We start from the raw sequence: 14,880 nt of genomic DNA on the forward strand, positions 1-14,880 counted from the left end.
CGAGGAGGGTGGGTGCCCCGCCGAGCCGCGAACCCGATCCCCCGCAGCAGGCGGACGGGGATAAGCCGGTGATGCCCCCGCGCGGGCACACCTGCACCAAGGCAGGGCGGCTGGCCGTGCGCCCAAACTGGTCAGATGCCGCCGCATCATCCCACCTGGCCGCCCGTCACGCCGCCCCGCCCGCCGCTGCGGGGACGGGGGGTGTTGCGGCATTTGCCTCACCCTCGTCGGGTAGGAAGAAGGCCAGAATGTTGCGATTGTTTTCACGGAAATAGCACAGGTTCTGGGTCAGCCCCTGGATCAGGAGCCAGCCAAAACCGCCTTCGGGCAGGTGCAGCAGGCGATCTTGTGGGGTGCCGCTGGGGTCGGCCCCGGTCAGCGCCGGGGTCAGCGGTGTCGCGCGTTCGGTCAGGCAGTCCCCCGGCAGGGGCGGGCCGTCATCCGCGACGGCGCAGGACAGCCCCTTGCGACCCGGCACGATGCTGAGATGGATCAGCCCGGCGCGGCCAGTGCCGTAGCCATGTTCAACGATATTGTTCAGCACTTCGGCCAAGGCCAGCTCAAGCCGTGACAGCCTGTCGCTGGCCAGAAGCGGCCCGAAGCGCCGGGTTACGTCGATCAGCACCTGTCGCACCGACAGCGGATCGGCGCGCAGCACGCGGTGAAACATCGGTTGTTCGGTCATCCTGGGAACCACCCCGTCATGCGAGGCGATCGAGCGGGTGGCGGTCTGGGACATCGGGATTCTCCCTGTCGTGTGGTCGCTGCTGCGGGTGGCGAGATCGGCTTAACCCCCGGCCCGACGCGCGGGGGCGGTCGGCCCCGCCTGTTGCGCGTGCCATGAGCCGTGGCGGTCGTTGGCGGGCGGGCCGTCATCGTCAATCGGGGGCGGCAGGATCGACAGCACGGTATCCATCCGCGTCAGCCGCAGCACACGCGCGACATTCGGCGTAACCCCGGCCAACAGGAACTGCCGGTTGGCCCCGACAGCCTTCATCACCGCGACAATCGCGCCCAGGCCCGAACTGTCGAGAAAATGCACCGAGGCGATATCCAGCACCACCCTTTCGGGCGCCTGCGCCACCATCTGACGCACGCTATCCTTGAATTGCAGCGCAATGGCGGCATCCAATCGCGGCTCATCCAGGCGGATGGTCAATGTCTGATCCAGAATCTCGGACCGCAGATCCATGGCGTGATCCCTTTCGTCGTCTTTTCTGGCTAAGCGACAAGGCCTAACATCTGCTTAACAACCATCGGGACTCCGCCATGAAACGCATCGACTATGATTCAATTGCCGCGCAGATTGCCGCGCTGACTGCCGGTGAGACGGATGAGATCGCACTGATGGCGACGCTGGCGTGCGAGCTGCACCATGCCGATCAACGCTTTGACTGGACTGGATTTTATCGCGTCACCCAGCCCGACGTGCTGAAGATTGGCCCCTATCAGGGCGGCCATGGCTGCCTGGTGATCCCGTTTTCGCGCGGCGTCTGCGGTGCTGCCGCGCGGCTGCGCCAGACCCAGCTTGTGCCCGATGTCGAGGCCTTTCCGGGCCATATCGCCTGTTCATCCTCGACCCGCTCCGAGCTGGTGATTCCCGTCATCGGACGCGGTGGGCGGTTGCTTGGCGTGCTGGACATCGACAGCGATCTGCCCGACGCTTTCAACGAAACGGATGCAACGCGGCTGGGGGCGATCCTGAATGACACGTTCGGCGCGATCTGACTTTGCCGGGCAATGCTTGTGCGGTGCGATCCGGTTCAGCGGGCGCATCCTTCACCACGACCTGCGGGCCTGCCATTGCAGCCAGTGCCGCCGTTGGTCGGGCCATGTCTGGGCCGCCTTCACCGGCGCCGATCTGCGCATCGAGGACGCATCCTCGCTGCGCTGGTTCGCCTCATCCGATCGGGCCGAGCGGGGATTCTGCGCGGCTTGCGGGTCTTCGCTGTTCTGGCGACGGCTGGGGGCGGATCAGGTCGACGTGGCCACGGGCGCGCTGGACGCCCCGACCGGGCTGCGGCTGATCGGCCATATCTTCACCAAGGACAAGGGCGATTATTACGCGATTTCAGACGGTTTGCCGCAAGAGGCGCAGGAATGACGCAACGCATGTTCCCGTGCCGGGGCGGATCGCGCCCACGCGGCCGCGGCGATGATGGAAACATCACCAACGACGAGGTGATCTTGTGATCTGGGATACGCTGGCGGCGATGCCCGCCGACAAGCTGGCCGCCTTTGTGACGGGCGGGTTGGTGCTGAATCTGGCGCCGGGACAGGATGTGTTCTTTGCCTCGGCCTCGGGGATACGCGGCGGGCCGAAGGTGGGGGCGCTGGCGGGGTTCGGCGTCGGGCTGGGGGTGCTGGTGCATGTAACACTGGCGACACTGGGGCTAAGCGCGGTGCTGGCCGCGCATCCGGCGGCGCTTGCGGCGATCAAATGGGCGGGGGCGGGCTATCTGCTGGTGCTGGCCTGGAAAAGCTGGCGCGCAGGCGCGCGGCCCGATCAGGCGTTGCGCGGTGCGCAAAGCCCCTGGCGGGCGATCCGCAGCGGGGTGCTGTCGAACCTTTTGAACCCCAAGCCGGTGCTGTTTCTGCTGGCATTCCTGCCGCAGTTCACAAATCCCGCCTATGGGCCGATCTGGCATCAGATCGCTGGGCTGGGGCTGATCTTTGCCACCACCGGCACGCTGGTGACGATGGGCTATGGCATTCTGGCGGGGCTTTTGCGGCAGGGGCTGGCGGCGCGGCTGGGGCTTTTGAACCGGGTCGCTGCGGTGATGTTCGCGGGGCTGGCGCTGCGGCTGGCGACCAACTAAGCCCCGCGCATGAGCTTTACCTATGACCCGCCGCCCGGCCTGCCGAAGATCCTGTTTCAGGACCATGAGATCCTGATCGCCGACAAGCCGTCCGGCCTGCTGACCGTGCCGGGCAGGGGCGAGGATCGCGCCGATTGCCTGATCGCGCGGCTGCGGGCGGTGGCGCCGACGATCCTGTTGGTGCATCGGCTGGATCTGGACACCTCGGGCCTGGTGATCTTTGGCCTGACCCCCCATGCACAACGGTTCCTGTCGGCCGAGTTTGCCGAGCGGCGCACGAAAAAGACCTATCAGGCGCGGGTCTGGGGGCATCCGGTGGCGGATCAGGGGCATGTCGACCTGCCGCTGATCGTCGATTGGCCGAACCGCCCGCGCCAGCATGTGAACCATCAGACCGGCAAGCCGTCGCAGACCGACTGGCGGGTGATGCGGCGCGAGGGCGACGGGACCGCGCGGCTGCGGCTGTTCCCGATCACCGGGCGCAGCCATCAGTTGCGCGTGCATATGGCCGAGATCGGCCACCCCATCCTGGGCGATCCTCTGTATGCGGATGGTGCGGCGCGCGATTTTCCGCGGCTGATGCTGCATGCCGAAAGCCTGCGCATCCGCCATCCCGACAGCCGCCGCCATCTGACCTTTTCCGCGCCGGTGCCGTTCTAGGCCGGGCCAGCCGCGCGCTTTCCCACTTTCATTTTGCGCGCCCGCGCCGCAGAAGGGCGCCATGACATCTTTGTGAACCCGAGGTTCCCCATGGGATACTTTCCGACCTGGCGCCCGGCGACCGGCGCCACCGTTCTGCCCGATGAAAAGCTGCCGATGGCGGCGATGCTGCCGATGAGCGTGCAGCACCTGCTGGCGATGGCGGGGGCGACGATCCTGGCACCGCTGCTGATGGGGTTCGACCCCAATGTGGCGGTGTTCTTTTCCGGTATCGGCACGCTGCTGTTCTTTGTCATTACCGGCGGGCGGGTGCCCAGCTATCTGGGCTCGTCCTTTGCGTTCATCGTCGCGGTGAATGCGGCCACCGGCTATGTCGCGGGCAGCGGGCTGAACCCGAACATGGGCGTTGCCCTTGGCGGGATCGTGGCGGCGGGCGCGGTTTACGCGCTGATCGGGCTGATCGTGATGGCGGTCGGGTCGGGCTGGGTCGAAAAGCTGATGCCGCCCGTCGTGACCGGCGCGATCGGCGTGGCCATCGGGCTGAACCTGGCCCCGGTCGCGGTCGGGCAGTTGAACGGCAGCCACGCGCATCAGGCGATTGCCTTTGCCACCATCGGCTGCATGGCGGCGGTGGCGGCCTATGGCAGCGCGTTCGTGCGGCGCATCTCGGTGCTGGTGGCGCTTGCCTTTGGCTATGTGCTGGTGCTGGTTTTTGGCAACGGTATGGGGCTGGTGCCGGGGATCGACTATGGCCCGGTCGCCGCCGCGCGCTGGTTCGGGATGCCGAACTTTACCCATCCGGTGTTCGACTGGTCGGCAATCAGCCTGATCGCCCCGGTCGCCATCGTGCTGGTGGCCGAGAACCTGGGCCATATCAAGGCCTTGGGCTCGATCACCGGGAAGAACATGGACCCCTATATCGGTCGCGGTTTCCTGGGTGACGGGCTGGCGACGATGCTGGCCGGATCGTCGGGCGGCACCGGCGTTACGACCTATGCCGAAAACATCGGCGTGATGGCGATGACCCGCGTCTATTCCACGCTGATCTTTCCGCTGGCCGCCGCAATTGCCATCCTGCTGGGCCTGTCGCCCAAGTTCGGGGCGATCCTGCAAACCATTCCCGGCCCGGTGCTGGCCGGTCTGGCGGTGTCGGTCTTTGGCCTGATCGCCAGTGCGATGGCGCGGATCTGGGTGGATAACCGGGTCGATTTCTCGGACCCGCGCAACCTGTTCACGGTGGGTGTTGCGCTGATCCTGGGCGCGGGGGATTTCACGCTGAAGATCGGCGGTTTTGCCTTGGGCGGCATCGGCACCGCGACGCTGGCGGCGCTGGTTCTGTATCAGGTGCTGGGCCTGGGGCGGCGCGATGCGCGGGCCTGACGGGATCGGGCTGATTGCCAGCGTCGTCACGGCGCTGGCGGCGGTGGTCGCGGTGATCGTCATTCCCTGGCAGATCGCCGCCACCGACCGCATCCAGCGCGGCCAGACCGCGCGCGAAATCTATCGCGAGTTCCTGAGCCTGAGCGTCAACAAGCCCGAGGTCGCCAGTGCCAACTGGTGCAACCTGACCGACGCCAAGGCCAAGACGGCCTATGCGGCCTATGTCGATTTCCTGCTGTATACCGCCGAACAGACCATCGACACCGACCCGGAATGGCAACCGGTGATGCGCGAACATCTGTCGGTGCATCTGCCCTATCTGTGCGGGGCCGAGGATGTGTCGGATGTGCAGACCCCTGTGGCCGGGCTGCTGACGCAGATGCGCGCCGAATGCGCCAAGGTGCCCGCCTGTTAGGGGGCTACCAGCGGGTCAGGGCGGCTTCGTCCTGGTCCTTCGCCTCGACCCAGGCGGTGCCCGTGGCCGTCACCTCGCGCTTCCAGAAGGGGGCGCGGGATTTCAGGTAATCCATCAGGAACTCGGCGGCCTCGAAGGCGGCGACGCGGTGGCGGGCGGCGGTCGCGACCATCATGATCGGATCGCCAACCGCCAGCGGCCCGTGGCGGTGGATCACCAGGACCGCGCCCAGATCCCAGCGGGCGCGCGCCTGTTCGGCCATCGCGGTGATCACCTTGGCGGTCATGCCGGGGTAATGTTCGATCTCAAGCGCCTGCAAATTGCCGGTGTCGTCGCGCACTACGCCGGTAAAGCTGACCTGCGCGCCGGTGTTCGACGGGCAGCGGGCGGCAAAGGCGTTCAGTTCGGCCCCGGCGTCAAAGGGCTGCGGCTGGATGCGGATGTCCATGGCGTCAGCCGCCCGTCATCGGCGGGAAAAACGCGACCTCGCGCGCGGCGGTGATCGGGGCGTCAAAGCCCGTCAGCTCCTGATCGACGGCGCAGCGCAGGGCGGCGGTATCGGCAAAGGCCGCCGCATAGCGCGCGTCACGGCCGCGCAGATCGTCAATCAGTTCGGCGACGGTGGTGGCGGGGCTGTCGATGCTTTCGCGCGCGGCGCCCACCCGTTCGCGCACCCAGGCGAAATACAGAACGTCAATCATGGCGGTGATCCCGAAGGAAGGGCAGGGCTTTCTGGAAATAATCCCAGCCGGTGATGGCGGTCAGGCCGGCGGCGATCCAGATCAGCGCCAGCCCCGCCTTGTTGGCAAGCGCCGCCCAACTGACACCCCAGGGAAGGCCGGGTTCACCCACGATGGGGGGGCGGCCCGCCTCGATGAAGGCAAGGCCCGTGGCCAGGAACAGCACGGCGATGGCGACCATCTGCGCGGTGGTTTTCCATTTGGCCAGCGGCGTGACGGCCAGCCGCCCGGCATCGGCGCCCAGAAACTCGCGCAGGCCGGACACGAAAACCTCGCGGAACAGGATGACGGTCGCGGGCAGGATCAGCCAGGGATTCATGCCGGAATAGCCGGTGATGACCACGATGGCGATGACGACCATGGCCTTGTCGGCAATCGGGTCCAGCATGGCACCAAAGCGCGACTGCTGTTTCCAGGCGCGGGCCAGGTAACCGTCGAACCAGTCGGTGATCGCTGCCAGGATGAACAGGGCAAGCGCCGCGAAATCGGCCCAGGGGCGGTGCAGATACAGGAACATGATCGGCACGCCGGGGGCGGCCAACAGGCGGGCAACGGTCAGGATGTTGGGGACGGTCCAGCGCATGTCGCCACGCTATCGCGCCGGGCGGGCCGGGGGAAGGGGGCAAAACCCGCGCGCGTGTCGCAGGGCGATCAATGTGCCCCGGAACCAGCGATCACGATGGCAATGTCGAGGGCGCAGCCCCCTGCGTGCCGGTGGGCCAGCAGGTGCAGCCCATGCGCGCGGCAATGTCGCGCGCATCAGCCACAGCACGCGGGCAGTGCAAGGCCGTATGTTCCAGCCGCAGGACGGTGGTTTCCCCGACGAACGGCCGCCCCGCAGGGCGGCCCGCTTCGCCGGGAAAGCGCCTCACAGCCGCTCGATGGCGATGGCAATACCCTGGCCGCCGCCGATGCACATGGTGATCAGGCCATAGCGCCCGCCGGTGCGGTGTAGTTCATACAGCGCCTTGACGGTGACGATGGCCCCGGTCGCGCCAACCGGGTGGCCAAGCGCGATGGCGCCGCCGTTCGGGTTCACCTTGGCGGGGTCCATGCCAAGGCCCTTGTTCACGGCCAGGGCCTGCGCGGCAAAGGCCTCGTTCGATTCGATGACGTCGAAATCGGTGATCTTCAGCCCGGTTTTCGCCAGCAGGTTCTGCACCGCGGGGATCGGGCCGATGCCCATCACCTCGGGCCGGACGCCGGCATGGGCATAGCCCACGATCCGGCCCAGGGCCTTGGCCCCCTTGGCCGCCGAGGCCCGCGCCAGCACCAGGGCCGCCGCCCCGTCATTGATCCCCGAGGCATTGCCCGCCGTCACCGTGCCGTCCTTTTTGAACACGGTCTTCAGCCCGCCAAGCGCCTCAAGGCTGGTGGCCTTGGGATGTTCGTCGGTGTCAAAGGTCACATCACCCTTGCGGCCCTTGATGGTGATCGGAACGATCTGATCCTTGAACCGCCCCTCGGCAATCGCCGCCGCCGCGCGCTTCTGGCTTTCCAGCGCAAAGGCATCCTGCGCGTCGCGCGTGATGTCATGTTCGGCGGCGACATTTTCCGCCGTCACGCCCATGTGGCCGGTGCCGAACGGGCAGGTCAGCGCGCCGACCATCATGTCCAACGCCTTGACATCGCCCATCTTCTGACCCCAGCGGGCCTGCGGCAGCGCATAGGGGGCGCGGCTCATGCTTTCGGCGCCGCCGGCGACCGCATAATCGCAATCGCCCAGCATCAGCGACTGCACGGCGCTGACAATCGCCTGCGCGCCCGATCCGCACAGACGGTTGACGTTCATCGCCGGAACCTCATTCGGGATGCCCGCCTGCACCGCCGCCACCCGCGACAGATACATGTCGCGCGGTTCGGTGTTGATGACATGGCCAAAGACCACGGTGCCGATCTGGCCGCCCTCGACGCCGGCGCGGCTCAGCGCCTCGCGCGTGACGGTGGCGGCAAGGTCGATGGGCGCAAAGCCCGCCAGGCTGCCGCCAAAAGTGCCGATGGCGGTGCGCGCCCCGGATAGAATCAGGATATCGTCGGACATGAGAACCCCCCTGTTGGTCGGCGTCATGTTAGACAGGACCGGGGGCGGTTGTCAGCCAAAAGGATGGCGCGCGCCGGGGCGTCACTTCTGCGGGGTCAGCGGGATCGTCGCGATCGACATCTTGGCGCTGCCCTGGGTCAGTTCATTGGCATGAGCCAGATAGACCAGCACCTGATTGGCCTCATCATAGATGCGCCGCACCCGCAGCGACTTGAAGAACAGCGACCGGCTTTCGGAAAACACCTCCTCGCCCTTGGGGCCTTTGGCGATGTCGCCCAGGTTGATCGGGCCGGTCTGCGCGCATTGGATCGCACTGTTCGACGGATCCTCGAACCAGTTGCCATTCGACACCCGGTCGATGAAGGACCGGTCGAAATAGGCCAGATGGCAGGTGACACCCTGCACCTTCGGGTCGTGGATCGCCTCGATCACGATGTCATTGCCCACCCAGTCAACGCCGACGCGGCCGACTTCATCGGCCAGGGCGGGGGTGGCGATCAGCAGGGCGGCGGCGATCATGGCTTTCATCGGTTCTTCCTACAGGGCGGCCTGCCAGTCGCGGATCGCTTGCAGCGGCCAGACCAGCATCAGCACGTTCAAGATCAGGCCGTCGCGGATCACCAGCATCGTCACCGCCTCGGCCAGGATGAAGATGGCGATGCTGACCCAGACCGGCAAGAGGCGCGCCAGGGCAAATCCGATCATCATCGCGCCGATGTCCGCCAGCGAGTTCACAACGGAATCGCCATAGTAATCCAGCGCGATGGTGACCGCGCGGTAACGGTCGATGATGGCGGGGCTGTTCTCGACAATCTCCCACGCGGCTTCGATCAGTGTGGCGATCACCAGCCGCCAGCCCAGCGACAAGCGGGGCGCGAACAGGTGCAGAGCCGCGTAAAAGATCAGCCCGTGCAGGATATGCGAGGGCGTATACCAATCCGTCAGGTGCTGCGAGTTCTCGGCGCTCATCGTTGCGCCATGCCACAGCTTGATGGTGCCGCAGGCACAGATCGCCACCCGCCCCATCGCCAGCAGGATGGCGGCGGTGACGGTGACGATCAGCAGGATCAGCGGCGCGGGGCGGATCATGACCGCAGCGCCTGCCGACCGTCATCGGTCAGCAGAAACACCCCATCCGGTTCGATCACCACCGCCGATAGCGGGCCGCCATAGGCGACCGAGCTGTCGATATTCAGCCGGTTGCCGTAATGGGTCGCGGCCTTGATCGCGGTATGGCCATGCACGATCAGCCGACCATGGTCGCGTTCGTCGGATAGAAAGGGTTCGCGGATCCAGACCAGATCATCCTCGATCTGATCGTGCAGCGCGACGCCGGGCCGGATGCCGGCATGGGCAAAGACCGCCAGCGGATGCGAATGGATCGTCGGCAGCCGCGTCAGCCAGTCACGATGCGCCGGCGGCACGGCGGCGCGTGCCTCGGCATGGACGGGGCCGATGGGGCGGTCGCCGGGGTTCGCCACGCCATAGCTGCGCAGCGTCGCATCGCCGCCAAGCGCGGGGTTCAGCCAGCCCTTGTCGGATTTAAGGCCGGGATCGCGGAAATGCGGATCGTCCAGATAGCCAAGGAACATGCGGTCGTGATTGCCCTTCAGCACGACCCAGGGCTGGCCCGCGCGCTGCCCGTCAATCAGATGCTGGATCACGCCGCGGCTGTCGGGGCCGCGATCCACCAGATCGCCGATATGAACGACCGGCGCGCTTGCGTCACCGGTCAGCGCGCGGTCCGCTGCGATCCGCTGATGCGCGGCGCGCAGCAGGTCCAGATGTCCGTGAATGTCGCCGATCGCATAGATGCGCATGTCGTCCCCATGAAAACGCCCCCGATCCTGCGACCGGGGGCGGGCAATGTCCATCCGGGTCGGATCAGACCGCAAAGCTTAGCCGCTTGACCTGTTCGAACTTGCCGGTCGCCACCAGCACGTCGCGCACATGATCGGGCAGGGCTTCGTCCAGATACAGGATGGCGATCGCATCGCCGCCCGATTCCGACCGGCCCAGGGTGAAGTTGGCGATGTTCACGCCCATGCCGCCCAGCGTCATGCCCAGGGTGCCGATCACGCCGGGCACGTCCTTGTTGCGGGTATACAGCATATGCGCGCCGATCTCGGCATCGACATTGATGCCGCGGATCTGGATGAAGCGCGGCTTGCCGTCGCTGAACACCGTCCCGGCGATGGATCGTTCCTGCTTGTCGGTGACGACGGTGACCTTGATATAGCCGTCAAAGATGCCGTGCTTGGCCTGATGGGTGGTCGCCACCTGAATGCCGCGATCCTTGGCGATGATCGGGGCGCTGACCATGTTCACATCGGGGTTGGTCGCCTTCATCACGCCCGCGATCACCGCCGCATTCAGCGCGTTCAGGTTCATCGTGGCCGCCGTGCCGTCATACAGCACGTTGATCGCCTTGATCGGATCGTCGGTCATCTGCCCGATAAAGGCCCCCAGATGCCCCGCCAGCTTGATCCACGGCCCCATGACGGCGGCTTCCTCGGCGGTGACGCTGGGCATGTTCAGGGCGTTCTGAACGGCGCCGGTCAGCAGATAATCCGACATCTGCTCGGCGACTTGCAGTGCTACATTCTCTTGCGCCTCGGTGGTCGAGGCGCCCAGGTGCGGCGTGCAGACGACGTTCGGCAGGCCAAACAGCGGGCTTTCGGTGGCCGGTTCAGTGGCGAACACATCCAACGCCGCGCCCGCGACCTGCCCCGATTTCAGCGCATCGAACAGCGCCTCCTCGTCGATCAGCCCGCCGCGCGCGGCATTGACGATGCGCACGCCCTTCTTGGTCTTGGCCAGGGCCTCACGCGACAGGATGTTGCGGGTCTTGTCGGTCAGCGGCACATGCAGGGTGATGAAGTCCGCGCGGGCCAGCAGCTCGTCCAGCTCGACCTTCTTGACGCCCATCTCCTTGGCGCGCTCCTCGGACAGGAAGGGGTCATAGGCGACGACCTTCATCTTCAGGCCCAGGGCGCGGTCGGCCACGATGCTGCCGATATTGCCCGCGCCGATCAGGCCCAGGGTCTTGTTGAACACCTCGACGCCCATGAAGCGGTTCTTCTCCCACTTGCCTTCATGGGTGGAAACGCTGGCCTCGGGCAGTTGTCGGGCAACGGCGAACATCAGCGCGATGGCATGTTCGGCGGTGGTGACGCTGTTGCCGAAGGGCGTGTTCATCACGATCACGCCCTTTTTCGAGGCGGCCGGAATGTCCACATTGTCGACCCCGATCCCGGCGCGGCCGACCACCTTCAGATTGGTCGCCTTCTCCAGGATCTTTTCGGTCACCTTTGTGGCCGACCGGATCGCCAGCCCGTCATACTGGCCGATCACCTCGGCCAGCTTCTCCTTGTCCTTGCCCAGATCGGGCAGATAATCCACATCGACGCCGCGATCACGAAAGATCTGGACGGCGGTTTCACTCAGCTTGTCGGAAACAAGAACCTTCGGCATGTCGGTTATCCTCTGAAAAGGGTGGCGCGCGGCCTGCCCCTTCTTCTGTTGGGAAATATTCGCGGGGGCGCGCGGGGGGGCAGCAGGCCCCCCCGCCCTTTCAACCTTGCGCGGCCAGTTCGGCGCGATAGGCCCATTCGATCCAGGGCATCAGCGCCGCGACATCGGCGGTTTCCACCGTGGCCCCGCACCAGATCCGCAGGCCGGGGGGCGCGTCGCGATAGGCGCCGGCATCCAGCGCCACGCCCTCTTTCTCAAGCCGCTTGGCGACGGCCTTGGCGAAGGCCGCGCCGTCCTTGATCGCCGGATCGGTGAACTTCACGCAGACCGAGGTGGTCGAAGCCGTCGCCGGGTCCACCGCCAGATCGGCGATCCAGTCGCGGGTCGCCATGAAGTCGCGCACCGCCTTGGCATTCGCATCGCAGCGGGCGATCAGGCCCGGCAGGCCCCCGATCGACTGCGCCCATTTCAGGCTGACCAGGTAATCCTCGACGCACAGCATGGACGGCGTGTTGATCGTTTCACCCTTGAAGATGCCTTCGATCAGCTTGCCGCCCTTGGTCATGCGGAAGATCTTCGGCATCGGCCAGGCGGGGGTATGGCTTTCCAGCCGCTCGACCGCGCGGGGCGACAGGATCAGGACGCCATGTCCGCCCTCGCCGCCCAGCACCTTCTGCCAGGAAAAGGTGACCACATCCAGCTTTGGCCACGGCAGGTCCATGGCAAAAGCGGCACTGGTCGCGTCGCAGATCGTCAGGCCCGCGCGGGTCGCGGGGATCGCGTCACCATTCGGCACGCGCACGCCGCTGGTGGTGCCGTTCCAGGTGAACACCACATCCTTGTCGAAATCGACTTCCGCGAAATCCACGATCTCGCCGTAAGCGGCCTTGCGCACCGTCGCATCCAGCTTCAACTGCTTGACCACATCGGTGACCCAGCCTTCGCCGAAGCTTTCCCAGGCCAGCATTTCCACGCCACGCGCGCCCAGCAGCGACCACATCGCCATTTCAACGGCACCGGTATCCGACCCCGGCACGATACCGATGCGATAATCGGCGGGCACGCCCAGCACGTCGCGCGTCAGCTCGATCGCCTCGGCCAGCTTGGCCTTGCCGATGGCGGCGCGATGCGACCGGCCCAGGGGGGCGTCGCTCAGCATCTCAAGATTGTAACCGGGGATCTTGGCGCAGGGGCCAGACGAGAAGCGCGGATTGACCGGTCGCGCGACCGGGGTGTTTTCAACCATCTGTATAGCCTTCCAGCTAATTGGCACCGCGTTGGGGCGGCGTGTCCCACTGACGCGGATACAAGCCGACCTGATTCCGCACAAGTGGGAAAATCGCGGCCTGCGCCTTTCGACCGATGCGGGCTGAAAATGTCGCAGACGGCGGCCAAAGCGTCGTGGCCCGGTGGCGGGGCTAGATCTTCACCTCGGCCAGCAGGTCGGCCATCAGCCGGGCGGAATGGGCCAGAGCCTCGCTCTCATCGCTGTTCAGGCTGGGCATCAGATCGGCGATCACCCCCGCCCGCCCCAGAACGCGCGGAATCGAGACCGGCGTGTCGGCCACCCCCAGCACGTCCCCGGTCAGGATCGAGACTGACTGCACCGACCGGTCATCCCCGCCAATCGCCGCCACCAGCCGCGCCAGCCCCGCGCCGATGCCGTAATAGGTCGAGCCCTTGCCCTTGATGATCTTGTAGGCGGCGGCGCGCACGCCTTGGTCGATGCGGGCGCGGACCTGATCGGTGATCGGGCGGCCCAGGCTTTCGGCGGCTTCGTCAAGCGGCAGCGCGCCGACACGGGTGGATGACCAGGCCAGCACCTCGCTATCGCCATGCTCGCCCAGCACATAGCCATGCACCGACCGGGGATCGACGCCCAGATGCTGACCGATCAGATGCCGGAAGCGCGCCGAATCCAGGATCGTGCCCGACCCGATCACCCGCGAGGGCGGCAGCCCGGTCAATCGCACGGTGATGCCGGTCATCACATCGACCGGGTTGCTGGCGATCAGCAGCACCGCATCGGGGGTGGCGGCCAGCACCTGATCCAGCACCAGCCGGAACACGTCGGCATTGCGCGCCAACAGGTCGATCCGCGTCTCTCCGTCCTTCTGGCTGACACCGGCGGCGATGATGACGATGCCCGCCCCGGCCAGATCGGCGTAATCGCCCGCGCGCAGGTCGCAATGCCCGGCAAAGGGCAGCGCATGGGCGATGTCCTGGGCCTGGGCGCGCGCCAGATCGGCATTCACATCGACCAGCACGATGTCATGGGCATGGCCCCCCAGTGCGATGGCATAGGCGGCGGTTGCCCCCACCATCCCGGCGCCGACGATTCCGATCTTCATGGCGGTCCCCTTTGGCTGATGCTGGTGCTTTTGTGGCCCGCAGTCTAAGCAAAGCGCAAGAGCGCAGGGAGGCCCCATGTTCATCGTCAGTCTGATCGCGCGCCCCGGCGGGGTGCAGGAAAGCCTGGTTCAGGCGCTGATGACCGCCTGGGGCGGGCATGACGCGCGCTGGCTGTCGCCGGGCGAGGCTGCCGAGTTCACGCTGGGGCAGATGCCCGACAATCGCTGGCAGGTCTGGGCCGATGTGCAGCAGATGCAGGTCGATCTGGCCATCCAGCCCGCCGAGGGGCGGCGCAAGGCGATGCTTTTGGCCGATATGGACAGCACCATGATCGGCCAGGAATGTATCGACGAACTGGCCGACATGGCCGGCGTCGGCCCCCGCGTCGCCGCGATCACCGCGCGGGCGATGAATGGCGAACTGGATTTCGAGGGCGCGCTGATCGAGCGTGTCGGCCTGTTGAAGGGCCTGCCCGAAACCGTCATCGCGCAGGTGCTGGCCGAACGCATCACCCTGACCCCCGGCGGGCGCGAATTGATCGCGACGATGAAGGCGCAAGGGGGCCATGCGGCGCTGGTCTCGGGCGGGTTCACGGCCTTTACCGGGGCGGTGGCGGCGCAACTGGGCTTTGATGAGCATCGCGCGAATACCCTGTTGGCCGAGGCCGGTCACCTGACGGGTGACGTCGCGCGCCCGATCCTGGGGCGGCAGGCCAAGGTCGATGCGCTGCGCGACATCACCGCCCGGCTGGGGATCACCCCCGCGCAGGTGATGGCGGTGGGCGATGGCGCCAATGATCTGGGGATGCTGCATCTGGCCGGGGCGGGCGTGGCGCTGCACGCCAAGCCCTCGGTCGCGGCGGAATGCGATCTGCGCATCAACCATGGCGATTTAAGCGCGCTGCTGTTCCTTCAGGGTTATGCCCGCGATCAATTCGTCGCGGGTTAGGGGGCGCTGCCCCCACGGCCTGCGGCCGTTCCCCCGGCGTATTGGGGCAAG

At 66.4% G+C, this 14,880-nt stretch carries 19 protein-coding genes; 7 read left to right on the forward strand and 12 right to left on the reverse strand.

The features are described from left to right. Positions 1–166: 166 nt before the first annotated feature. Both ACEYYA_RS12605 and ACEYYA_RS12610 read right to left on the reverse strand, forming a co-directional pair. Positions 167–739, reverse strand: coding sequence for an ATP-binding protein (locus tag ACEYYA_RS12605; RefSeq protein WP_374801169.1), 573 nt, complete (start codon positions 737–739; stop codon positions 167–169). Positions 740–787: 48 nt separating this feature from the next. Further along, positions 788–1,192, reverse strand: a complete 405-nt coding sequence (locus ACEYYA_RS12610; protein ID WP_374801171.1) for an STAS domain-containing protein — start codon at positions 1,190–1,192, stop codon at positions 788–790. 77 nt (positions 1,193–1,269) lie between these two features. Between ACEYYA_RS12610 and ACEYYA_RS12615 the strand changes: the two genes are divergently transcribed. The 6 genes from ACEYYA_RS12615 (at position 1,270) to ACEYYA_RS12640 (ending at position 5,274) form a co-directional block, all read left to right on the forward strand. Further along, positions 1,270–1,728 (forward strand): GAF domain-containing protein, encoded by a 459-nt coding sequence (locus ACEYYA_RS12615; protein ID WP_374801173.1) that lies wholly within the window; start codon positions 1,270–1,272, stop codon positions 1,726–1,728. Continuing rightward, positions 1,706–2,104: a GFA family protein gene (locus ACEYYA_RS12620; protein WP_374801175.1), complete on the forward strand. Its 399-nt coding sequence runs from the start codon at positions 1,706–1,708 to the stop codon at positions 2,102–2,104. Before ACEYYA_RS12615 ends, ACEYYA_RS12620 begins: the two co-directional genes overlap by 23 nt. An 85-nt stretch (positions 2,105–2,189) precedes the next feature. Then, positions 2,190–2,819, forward strand: a complete 630-nt coding sequence (locus ACEYYA_RS12625; RefSeq protein WP_374801177.1) for a LysE family translocator — start codon at positions 2,190–2,192, stop codon at positions 2,817–2,819. Between the two features lie 9 nt (positions 2,820–2,828). Continuing rightward, positions 2,829–3,479 (forward strand): pseudouridine synthase, encoded by a 651-nt coding sequence (locus tag ACEYYA_RS12630; RefSeq protein ID WP_374801179.1) that lies wholly within the window; start codon positions 2,829–2,831, stop codon positions 3,477–3,479. A 90-nt stretch (positions 3,480–3,569) separates the two neighbouring features. Then, complete coding sequence (locus ACEYYA_RS12635; protein WP_374801181.1) at positions 3,570–4,859, forward strand: solute carrier family 23 protein; 1,290 nt, start codon at positions 3,570–3,572, stop codon at positions 4,857–4,859. Continuing rightward, the gene (locus ACEYYA_RS12640) at positions 4,846–5,274 is read left to right on the forward strand and encodes a hypothetical protein (protein WP_374801183.1); all 429 of its coding nucleotides are present in this window, start codon (positions 4,846–4,848) and stop codon (positions 5,272–5,274) included. The genes ACEYYA_RS12635 and ACEYYA_RS12640 overlap by 14 nt, the downstream gene beginning before the upstream one ends. Before the next feature lie 4 nt (positions 5,275–5,278). Here ACEYYA_RS12640 and ACEYYA_RS12645 read toward each other — a convergent pair whose 3' ends face one another. The 10 genes from ACEYYA_RS12645 to ACEYYA_RS12690 all read right to left on the reverse strand — a co-directional run bounded on the left by ACEYYA_RS12645 (position 5,279) and on the right by ACEYYA_RS12690 (position 13,880). Next, a complete protein-coding gene (locus tag ACEYYA_RS12645) occupies positions 5,279–5,722 on the reverse strand; it encodes a molybdenum cofactor biosynthesis protein MoaE (RefSeq protein WP_374801185.1) in 444 nt (147 codons plus the stop codon). A 4-nt stretch (positions 5,723–5,726) separates the two neighbouring features. Further along, positions 5,727–5,975: a molybdopterin converting factor subunit 1 gene (moaD, locus tag ACEYYA_RS12650; protein ID WP_374801187.1), complete on the reverse strand. Its 249-nt coding sequence runs from the start codon at positions 5,973–5,975 to the stop codon at positions 5,727–5,729. After that, the gene (pgsA, locus tag ACEYYA_RS12655) at positions 5,968–6,597 is read right to left on the reverse strand and encodes a CDP-diacylglycerol--glycerol-3-phosphate 3-phosphatidyltransferase (RefSeq protein WP_374801189.1); all 630 of its coding nucleotides are present in this window, start codon (positions 6,595–6,597) and stop codon (positions 5,968–5,970) included. Before pgsA ends, moaD begins: the two co-directional genes overlap by 8 nt. Positions 6,598–6,882: 285 nt before the next feature. Further along, positions 6,883–8,055, reverse strand: coding sequence for an acetyl-CoA C-acyltransferase family protein (locus ACEYYA_RS12660; RefSeq protein WP_374801191.1), 1,173 nt, complete (start codon positions 8,053–8,055; stop codon positions 6,883–6,885). A gap of 81 nt (positions 8,056–8,136) precedes the next feature. Further along, positions 8,137–8,583, reverse strand: a complete 447-nt coding sequence (locus ACEYYA_RS12665) for a CreA family protein (protein WP_374801193.1) — start codon at positions 8,581–8,583, stop codon at positions 8,137–8,139. A gap of 9 nt (positions 8,584–8,592) precedes the next feature. Further along, entirely contained in the window at positions 8,593–9,144 is a 552-nt protein-coding gene (locus tag ACEYYA_RS12670) for a DUF2585 domain-containing protein (protein WP_374801195.1), read from the reverse strand. Next, positions 9,141–9,875 carry a metallophosphoesterase gene (locus ACEYYA_RS12675; protein ID WP_374801197.1) on the reverse strand — a complete coding sequence of 245 codons (735 nt, stop codon included), beginning with the start codon at positions 9,873–9,875 and terminating at the stop codon, positions 9,141–9,143. Before ACEYYA_RS12675 ends, ACEYYA_RS12670 begins: the two co-directional genes overlap by 4 nt. Positions 9,876–9,939: 64 nt before the next feature. Then, complete coding sequence (gene serA, locus ACEYYA_RS12680) at positions 9,940–11,529, reverse strand: phosphoglycerate dehydrogenase (protein ID WP_374801199.1); 1,590 nt, start codon at positions 11,527–11,529, stop codon at positions 9,940–9,942. A gap of 100 nt (positions 11,530–11,629) precedes the next feature. Further along, the gene (locus tag ACEYYA_RS12685; RefSeq protein ID WP_374801201.1) at positions 11,630–12,775 is read right to left on the reverse strand and encodes a phosphoserine transaminase; all 1,146 of its coding nucleotides are present in this window, start codon (positions 12,773–12,775) and stop codon (positions 11,630–11,632) included. A 172-nt stretch (positions 12,776–12,947) separates the two neighbouring features. Beyond that, positions 12,948–13,880: an L-lactate dehydrogenase gene (locus ACEYYA_RS12690; RefSeq protein ID WP_374801203.1), complete on the reverse strand. Its 933-nt coding sequence runs from the start codon at positions 13,878–13,880 to the stop codon at positions 12,948–12,950. Between the two features lie 76 nt (positions 13,881–13,956). On the opposite strand from ACEYYA_RS12690, the gene serB reads away from it, so the two are divergent. After that, complete coding sequence (gene serB / locus ACEYYA_RS12695; RefSeq protein ID WP_374801205.1) at positions 13,957–14,829, forward strand: phosphoserine phosphatase SerB; 873 nt, start codon at positions 13,957–13,959, stop codon at positions 14,827–14,829. The last annotated feature ends 51 nt before the right edge of the window (positions 14,830–14,880 follow it).

The sequence above is a fragment of the Paracoccus zhouxuedongae genome (assembly GCF_041927815.1).
Taxonomy (GTDB): Bacteria; Pseudomonadota; Alphaproteobacteria; order Rhodobacterales; family Rhodobacteraceae; genus Paracoccus.